A 6,479-nucleotide genomic window follows, 5' to 3' on the forward strand; every position below is an offset into this window, starting at 1 on the left:
GGCTCGGGGCCTCCCCCATCGGGGGAGATCGCTTGGCATTCGGGGCACCGGCCGGGGACGCTTACCATCGTCGCCCTCTCTGACCTGCGAAAACATCGTCCTCAGGCGGTGGCTTTCCCTCTGTCGCCGGACAGAGGCGATCAAGGGGAGTGGTGATCCGTTTCCCTCTTCAGGACGACTGGCGTCTCTGTCGAAGGATGGAACCCCTCCCGGCGCGCCGGAGCGTCCGGGAAGGGGCGGATGACTCGGAAAGCGCCCGAGGGCAGTGCGAAAGCCGGATCAGTGGACGAGACCGGTGCGGTGAGCGAAAACGGCCGCCTGGACGCGGCTGGTGGTGCCGGTCTTGGCGAAGATGGCGACCACGTGGGTTTTGACGGTGCCGATGGTGATGTGGAGCCGGCCGGCGATCTCCTGGTTCGACAAGCCCTCGCCGATGAGTTTCAGGACTTCGCGTTCCCGGCCGGTCAGGCGAGTAATGCGTTCGTCGGTGGGGCCGGGAGCCGCCTCCTGGTGCGCACCGCTCAGCATACGGGCGACGACGGTGCCGGTGACCTGCGGGGACAGTACGGAGTCCCCGGCCGCCGCCGCGCGGACCGCTCGGATCAGTTCCTCGGGCCCCTCGTCCTTGAGGAGGAACCCGGCCGCGCCGTCGCGCAGCGCGGTCAGCACGTTGTCGTCGGTGCCGAAGGTGGTCAGCATCAGCACCCGTGGTGCCGGGGCCAGGGCCAGCAACGGGGCGACGGCGGCGAGCCCGCCGTGAACGGGCATGTAGATGTCGAGGAGGACGACATCGGGGCGGTGGGAGGCCGCCTCCGCCACGGCCTGGCGGCCGTCGGCGGCGTCGCCCACGACCTCGATGCCGTCGGCGTGGGAGAGGATCATCCGCACGGCGGCCCGGATCATCGTCTCGTCGTCGGCGAGCAGGACACGGATCGGGACGGTCGGGGTGGTCATGGGCTCTCCCAGGGAACGGGCTCGCGCACCGTGGGGACGGTGAAGGGGTCGATGGCGGTCAACCGCTGATGGGCGTCGAAGCAGTAGCGGACCAGCGGGAGGGTGTCGGTCGGCCGGTCGTCGGGGCGTGGGCCGAAGGTGTAGAGGCAGCCGGCCACTGCGGCGGGGCGGGCGGGTTCCCGGCCCGCCGCGGCGGCACGCGCACCTGGGGAGTCTCTGGGCCCCGTGGCGTGGAACTTCTCCAGCGGCATGCCGATCCTGGGCTGCTCCGGAGGGGCCTGTGGGCCTTTCGGGGAGTAGGAGAACCCGATCCCCGCAAGGATCAGCGCCGTCACCGCGGCAAGTCCCCCGCCGAGCACGAGGACGCGGATCGCCCGAGTACGGCGGGGCTCGGCCGGTCCCGGGACCGGGCCGCACGAGGAACACGCCGGATGGGCCCCGGCCCATGGGGAGGCACCGGATCGGGTCGTGGCCGGTGAGAGGACGGGTCGCAGCGGAAGATCCGCGGCGAGGCGGAATCCGCCGTCGGCCGACGGCCCGGCGGTGAAGGAGCCGTTCAGCAGCCCGACGCGTTCGCGCAGTGCGGGCAGGCCCCGTCCGGTGCCCACCCCCTCGGTGATCGCCCCCGGCGACAACGCTGTGTTGTGGACGGCGACCCTCACGGTGTCCTCGTCACGGCAGACCTCGACGGTGACCCCGGCGCCGGCCGCGTAGCGGTGCACGTTGGTCAGGGACTCGCGCACCACACGGTGCACCGCCCGTCGAACCGGCACCGGCACGTCCGTCAGATCCGGCCCCGTCCACTTCAGGGCGACATCGACCCCACCCGCGTGGGACTGGGCGACCAGTTCCCCGATGTCGGCCCGGGTGCCGATCTCCTCGGTCAACGCGGCCTCGGCCTGCGTGTTCACTCCCAGCGGGTCGAGGACGCCCAGTGCCTGCCGAAGCTCGCGCAGCGCGTCCTTGATGGTGCTCCGCACAGTGGTGGCGTCCGGGCGCAGAGCGGGCGCGGCCTTGGACAGCGCGAGTTCCAGGCCGCCCACGTGCAGGGAGGCCAGGCTGAGCCGGTGGCCGACCAGATCGTGCATCTCGGCGGCGATCCGGGAACGTTCCTGGGTCCGGGCCTCGCTGTCGGCCGAGGCCCGGGCTCGTTCGGCGGCATCCGCGCGGGCCCGCAGGGCCTCCAGCAACCGGTCCGCCTGGCCGAAGACCGTGCCCACCAGACCCGGCACCACCACCGCGGCCACCGACAGGACCAAGCCCAGGGCGAACGCGTAGGTCGCACGGGCCGGGCCCGTCCACGAGGCGATCGAGGACACCGTCGCCGTCACGACCGGCGCCACCGTGGCCAGGGCCCACAACCAGGCGCGGCGCCTGCCGGAGGACAGCAGCCGGGAAACGGTGCAGAGGGCTGCGGCGGTGACCGGTCCCAGGAACGGCAGCAGGCCCACGGACACGGTCAACGCCACGAGGACGACCACGGGGTGGCGGCGGCGCAGCGGATAGAGCACAGCGGCGACGGGAACTGCCACCGCCTGGACACCCGGGTGAGGGAGCTGCCACTGGACTCCGGCGGCAAGGCAGAGCAGACCGGTCACGGCCGCGGCGGCGATCCCCTCCAAGCCCACACCGGCCCATCCGGGCAGACGGGCTGAGGCGCCGCGCGGAACGACGTGCAAGACGCGGCTGAGCAGGGACATGACCCCAGTATCGACACACCCCGGGACATGGGCATGAACCTGCGGAATGATTCTCCCTCTACCGAAAGACAGACCCCACCGGCCCGCGGCCCCTCCGACGGGCGACCCGCCGGGTCCAGTGGCCGGGCTGGATCCGCTTGACGGACTCGCCGCCCGTGCAACGGCGGAGCACGGTGTGCAGCATGCCGTCGTGATGACCAAGGGCCGGCGCCCGTACCGGCCCTCGCCGTCCGGCACCACGGCAGCCGCAGCTCCTTGCAGGCGCACGCGAGCAGCACGAGGGACTGTCGCGCACCAGCTTGTCCTTCAAGGCGAGCACCACCTGGGTGAGACTCCGCAGGAGGGTCGGTCCGCGCCAGGACGTCCTTCACGTCGTCGGCCGTCGCGAGCAGCAGGGCCGTTTGCTTCAGGTCGTCGATCACTGGCCACCCGGCGTAGAAGCTCAGTACAGGCATCACCTCTGAAGGGCCGCCCGCAGCACGACAACGCGGTCGGCGTCGCTGAGCTGTGGGGCGTCGGTGTACCGACGGGGCGAGCGGGTGCCAGGAGCGCTGGCGCTCCGTACACCGGAGTCGGCCCGGAATTCGAGGACGCCTTCGCCGACTGTCTGGACCGGGCACGCGCCGCGGTGGACAGCGGCGCAGCCGCCACCCTGCCGGAGCAGTGGGTCAAGCTGGCCACCATGCCGGCCGAGCCCCGCTGACATCACCCGGTTCACCGCACCGACCCGTCGTTCGGCAACGGCACCCGGCGCGACCAGCCACTGACGGCGGCCCACCGCTGCGCCACGTGCGGGTCGGCCACGTCGCGGACCGGCGCCGCGAACATCTCCCCCGCGGCCCCGGAAGCGCGTCGAGCGCCTGGTGGTCGAATCCGGTGCATCGGCCCCTCAGGGAGGTGCTGACGAGGTTGTGGTGGTGCGGCTCGGTACGTGGCCCGACAACGCCCGGCGGCCCGGCGACAGGCTCACCGAACAGCGCCGCGCGGGCCTCGACCGGCTCGGCATGCGCTGGTGGACCGGGGAACGCGCGGAAGGGGTGGGCGGGTCCGGCTGGCTGAGCTGGTGGCCCGGGTGCAGGGCGCCGCGTGAGGGTCCGGGCGCGCTGTCCGGCTTCGTGACGGGGCAGCAAACGAGTGACCGAACGGGGCGGCGGGCCGGGCAGGAACGTCCTGTCCGGCCCGGTGTTGGGTCAGTTCCCCGCCGGTCCGGGGCACTCGGCCGCCCAGTGCAGCACCTGCGTGGAATTCAGGGCGTGCTCAGGGCAGTCGGCGTGCTCGGTGCCGGAGGCGACGCCGCCGCACGGCGCCTTGGAACAGATGCAGGAGGGGTAGGACCCACCGCGAGGCGTCACGCCGCCGTGGCGTACGTAGTTGCTCGCCTCGATGACGGCATGGACGTCGCGGCCCGTGGTCGTGGTGGTCTGTGTCATGCGGCCATCGTCTGCCAGGCCGGGTGAGGTGGTCGTGCTTTTGCGGTGGTACCGGCCGTCCGGGGCCGGAGCGGAGGGGCGGGGGCGGGTTCTCTCAGTGCTGGGCGGGCTGCCCCGCGAGGAGAGCTTGGCTGGTTCTCCTGCTTTCGCAGGTGACCCGGACTGGTCTCCTCCGGGCAGGCTCCGGGGCGGTCGTCGATGTCGGCGGTGCGGGTGGAGCGGGGCGAGGGCCGTTCCGGCCTGCGAGGTGCCGTACTTCGCCTCGGCTCGCCGATCACGTGAACCTGGTCGGATCGTGCCCTGTGCGCCGAGTCGGTCGTTGGGCACAGCAACAGGGGTGGCAGGGGCAACGGGGGTGCGGGGTGGATCTCGGATGGCCGGTCGGACATCACAACGTCGTTGATCCCTCTGCGCACGTTGCGGCTGCCAGGAGGCGGGACGCGGGGCGCCTGGTGGGGGTCGGGTTCTCCGGGCCGTCATCCGTGTCCCGGTCGGCAGGCCCGCGTGGTCGTCTCGACCGTCCTGACTGCCCCCCGATACCGCTCATCACAGACCTTCCGAAAAGGAGTACCGCTGATGAAACGATCGGCTTCCTCTCCGAACCAGTCCCTGCGTTCACGCAGACCGGCCCGCGTATGGGCCCTGTGCGTGGCGTTCCTGCTCGCCGTGGCAGGCATGCAGTTCGCGGTCGCTCCCGCGTACGCGGTCTCCCACATCAGCGTCTCGTCCACCACCGTGGCCGCCGGTGAGACCCTCACCATCGACTTCAACGGCACCGCGGACACCCCCAGGTCCGGCGCCGGTGAGAACTTCTACGCCGGCTCCACCAGCCTCGGTTCCCTCGACACGTTCACCACCATCGAGTCGTGCACCGGCAACACGGGCCCCTGCGTCGAGGTGGAGGGGTTCGGCCCACGGGTCCCGCTCGGTGATCTGGACGGTGGGCAGGCGTTCAGCGGCTCGATCACGCTGCGCGTCGACCCGGAGACCCCGGCGGGAACGTTCGTCCTGCGCTACCAGCTCTACGCCAACGGGGGCGAAGCCACCGCGGACGGCCCCGTCATCACGGTCACCAACACGCCGGCCGAGGCGGACCTGGACGTACGCCTGAGCGCGCAGCCGCATCTCGGAATTCTGGTGCCCTACCTCTCCTACACCCTCAGCACCCGCAACAACGGCCCCGACACCGCCACCACGGCCGTGGTGACCGTGACGCTCCCGGCGGGGAAGACGGTCACGGACCTGTCCACCAGCTGCACCTCCACACCCGGCACGATCACCTGCACCTACGAGAACATCGCCGACGGCGCCGACGCCGTCTCCACGTTCCGTCTCCCCATCGGGATCCTCGACATCGGCTCCGTCCACGTCACCGCCGCCCGCACCGCGTCATCCCCGAGCGATCCGAACACGGTCAACGACAAGGACGGCACCACCTGCACCGTCCTCTCCATCGTCCTGGCCAGTTGTGCCTGAGAGGACGCTTTGACCCGCCATCTGGCCCCGCCCGGCACGACTGAAGCCTGAGATACGACGGCCGACTTCAGTACGGATGCCGAGACCGGCGACGTGGGAGGCGAGGCACTCGGTAGCCGCAGATTCCTCGGCCACCCAGCCCGCCCGCCACAACAAGGGGGTGCCGCCCGGGAAGCCCCGGGCGGCACCCCCTTCCCCTGTCCGACCCCTACGCCGGCGCCGTCTCCGGCTTCGGCTTCGGCTTCGGCTTCGGCTTCGGCTTCGGGCGCAGGGTGACGGGCGGGGAGCGTCGGCCCTCCTCGACCTGGCGGAGCTCCTCCCGGTCGATCTCGGGGTGGGCGTCGGCATCGGTAGTGCGGTGGAGCGGGGCGAAGGCGGCTCCGGCCCGCGAGGTGCCGAACCGCACCTCGATCCACCCCGCCACTCGGATCCACCACTGCAACCGCCGCCGACACCCGGCCCCACCGGCGGCACAGCCCCAGGGCGCGGGGCGGAGGTGGCCCGGGAATCCCTACGGTGCGACTTCGTACTTCACGACGGTGTCCGCGCAGCCCTTGGCAAGGCCCTCCAGGGCGGCACGCTCCTTGTCGTCCGCGGTCAGTTTCCAGCGGAGTTCGGTGGCCACCCAGTCGGCGCCGTAGGTGCACTGCGCGGACGCAGCCGGCAAAAGCCACTCGCTCGGATCCTTGCTCGTCGACCGCTACGGCCGCATGAAGATCGCCGGCGCCTCCGGAGTCGTCCTGCCGGCAGCCGGGATCCTCGCCGCGCTCGCCCCCGGCGACTCCGTCGCCCTCCTCGCCCTCGCGCAGTGCACCTACGGCGCCGACTGGGTGGCCACCGAACTCCGCTGGAAACTGACCGCGGACGACAAGGAGCGTGCCGCCCTGGAGGGCCTTGCCAAGGGCTGCGCGGACACCGT

At 71.8% G+C, this 6,479-nt stretch carries 6 protein-coding genes and 1 pseudogene; 2 read left to right on the forward strand and 5 right to left on the reverse strand.

The features are described from left to right. Positions 1-279: 279 nt before the first annotated feature. The 3 genes from EAO76_RS43185 to EAO76_RS43195 all read right to left on the reverse strand — a co-directional run bounded on the left by EAO76_RS43185 (position 280) and on the right by EAO76_RS43195 (position 4,084). Positions 280-954 carry a response regulator transcription factor gene (locus tag EAO76_RS43185; RefSeq protein WP_148841669.1) on the reverse strand — a complete coding sequence of 225 codons (675 nt, stop codon included), beginning with the start codon at positions 952-954 and terminating at the stop codon, positions 280-282. Further along, positions 951-2,654 carry a histidine kinase gene (locus tag EAO76_RS43190; protein ID WP_148841670.1) on the reverse strand — a complete coding sequence of 568 codons (1,704 nt, stop codon included), beginning with the start codon at positions 2,652-2,654 and terminating at the stop codon, positions 951-953. Before EAO76_RS43190 ends, EAO76_RS43185 begins: the two co-directional genes overlap by 4 nt. Positions 2,655-3,844: 1,190 nt before the next feature. Continuing rightward, a complete protein-coding gene (locus tag EAO76_RS43195; protein WP_148841671.1) occupies positions 3,845-4,084 on the reverse strand; it encodes a hypothetical protein in 240 nt (79 codons plus the stop codon). A 576-nt stretch (positions 4,085-4,660) separates the two neighbouring features. Between EAO76_RS43195 and EAO76_RS43200 the strand changes: the two genes are divergently transcribed. Then, the gene (locus tag EAO76_RS43200; protein WP_148841672.1) at positions 4,661-5,560 is read left to right on the forward strand and encodes a DUF11 domain-containing protein; all 900 of its coding nucleotides are present in this window, start codon (positions 4,661-4,663) and stop codon (positions 5,558-5,560) included. A 208-nt stretch (positions 5,561-5,768) separates the two neighbouring features. Here EAO76_RS43200 and EAO76_RS43205 read toward each other — a convergent pair whose 3' ends face one another. Together EAO76_RS43205 and EAO76_RS43210 are read right to left on the reverse strand one after the other, a co-directional pair. Then, complete coding sequence (locus tag EAO76_RS43205) at positions 5,769-5,984, reverse strand: hypothetical protein (RefSeq protein ID WP_148841673.1); 216 nt, start codon at positions 5,982-5,984, stop codon at positions 5,769-5,771. Between the two features lie 87 nt (positions 5,985-6,071). Beyond that, positions 6,072-6,227, reverse strand: a complete 156-nt coding sequence (locus EAO76_RS43210; RefSeq protein WP_187439061.1) for a hypothetical protein — start codon at positions 6,225-6,227, stop codon at positions 6,072-6,074. Positions 6,228-6,246: 19 nt separating this feature from the next. Between EAO76_RS43210 and EAO76_RS47425 the strand changes: the two are divergent. Then, positions 6,247-6,479: pseudogene (locus EAO76_RS47425) on the forward strand (hypothetical protein); the annotation flags it as partial.

This window comes from Streptomyces sp. sk2.1 (genome assembly GCF_008120935.1).
Lineage (GTDB): Bacteria > Actinomycetota > Actinomycetes > Streptomycetales > Streptomycetaceae > Streptomyces.